Origin of the sequence: Streptomyces sp. E11-3 (assembly GCF_046540415.1) — a bacterium.
In the GTDB taxonomy this organism is placed as follows: domain Bacteria; phylum Actinomycetota; class Actinomycetes; order Streptomycetales; family Streptomycetaceae; genus Streptomyces.
Genome location: NZ_JAZGRL010000139.1, coordinates 1 through 1829 on the forward strand (window position 1 = coordinate 1; position 1829 = coordinate 1829).

Annotated in this window: 2 protein-coding genes; both read right to left on the reverse strand. The window is 72.0% G+C overall.

Features of this window, described 5'->3' with window-relative positions:
• Positions 1-175 precede the first annotated feature (175 nt).
• Entirely contained in the window at positions 176-355 is a 180-nt protein-coding gene (locus U9R90_RS35880; RefSeq protein WP_411061663.1) for a hypothetical protein, read from the reverse strand.
• Between the two features lie 118 nt (positions 356-473).
• Positions 474-1355 carry a hypothetical protein gene (locus tag U9R90_RS35885; RefSeq protein ID WP_411061664.1) on the reverse strand — a complete coding sequence of 294 codons (882 nt, stop codon included), beginning with the start codon at positions 1353-1355 and terminating at the stop codon, positions 474-476.
• Positions 1356-1829 lie beyond the last annotated feature (474 nt).

Genomic DNA, 1829 nt, shown 5'->3' on the forward strand with positions numbered 1-1829 from the left:
CGGCGTGAGCACGTACCCCCCGACGCGGCCCCGCCCCACAACGAAACAGCGCGCAATCGGCCCGCCCCGGCGCGGCGGACGAGCGCACACACGCCGCCCCACAACGAACAGTGCGCACCCCGACGCGGCACACGTGGCGCGGCAGGTTCAAGGCCGCGCCACGTGGCTCCGAGCGTCAGGACGGTTCCGCGGCCTGGCGCTCGTCCGCAACCCTGAGCACCTCGTCGATCCGGTCAGCCGTGAGGCGCTCATCCGCGGCAGACGCCGCGATGATCAAGTCACCGCACAGCTCGATCTCGGCGAGAGCGACGTGGTCGTGCACCGCCGCCTTACTCGGCATCGCAGCCACGTGCATCACCTCTTCCTACCCCGCCTTCGCTCCCTAGCGTAGGGACGGCCCTACGCAACGCGCATGGCACGGAAGGGCTATTCTCCGCGCGTCGCGCCACACCCCCGCGCCCTACCCGTTGCGCCTACCCCGCCTCCCACTCCTCAGCGATCTTGCCCGCGAAGATGTCATCCGCAGCAGGCAGCGAGGCGTTCACCGGCGTCCCGAACCCGTAGAGCAGAGTCGTAGACGCCACCTCTACCTCTGCCTCCACCTCGCCCGCACGCCCCCCCGCACTCGCGCCCGCTTCCCCGCCCTGCGTGAATTGGAACCGGTGCCGGACCTTCCGAAGCCGCCCCTCGTTGTCGAGATACGCGTCGAACGACACTCCACGCTTGCTGAACCCTTTCGCCGCGGCCAGCAGCGCCCCCTGGTTCTGCTCCGACGCGGCCTTCGCGGCCCGCCCGATATCGGTCGTCCCCCGATAGTGCCGCACCGAGGTCCCGGCCAACTGCGTCTTGCCGACGAACGTCACCGCCCGCGCCCCCCGCAGCAGTTCAGCCGCCGCCATCGGATCGGTCACCCCACCCGTGACCAGATTCCCGTCCGACAGTGTCGTCGTGTCGACCCGCACCCACTTGTCCGCAGGCACACCCGCACCGCGGTTCTTCATATACAGCGCACCGGGCGCGAGCAGTTCGGTGATCGGCCGCCGTCCGGACGCCCCCGACGGCTCCTGCGGCAGCGTCACCTTCAGCTGCCCGACCCGCGCCTTGAAGTCGTACGTGCCCTGACCCCGGATGGTGACCCGAGTGCCGCCCGTTGCCATCTCCATGGCCGTACGGGCCTTCGCGCTCCCCGCGCTCTCCAGCGTCGCGGCGGCCTGGTGCACGGTGGCCACCGCGTCCTCCGGCGCCTGGTCGTCCGCGGCGGCCCCGCCGTCGGCGCACCCCGTCGCGCCCCACATCACCAGAGCAGCCGCGGCGACCGCCGCACCGCCCCCGCGCCCGTGCTGCTGCACCACCATCGCCTGCCTGCCTTCCCCCAACACTGGCCGTCCGTCCGCGGGGCCCTCATTTCCGCTTAACGACCGGTCCTGGCCCCCGTCACGGGCCGAGCCACGCACCCCGGCCGTTCACCCGGGCCGTACGCGCCCGTGGCTCGGTACCGTGGAACCTGTGTCACCACCGGAACAACACCGCACCACCACGGCCGAGCAGGGTCGTTTCTGCTTCGCCCGCTGTATATGCGGCTGGCGGGGCCCGGCCCGCAGGGCACGCTCCAAGGCCCGCGCCGACGCCGAGTCCCACGACCGCGACCCGAGCCCGCCCGAGGCCTGAGCCCACCCGAAGCCCGGGCCCGCGGCCGCCCGAGTCCCAGGAGCCCCATGGACCGCCGCACCCTGCTCACCGCCACCGCGGCCGCGCTGACCACAGCGGCCTGCACCACACAGGACAAAACAGAAAACAAGGGCAACCCCACACCCCCCACCAAGTCCCCC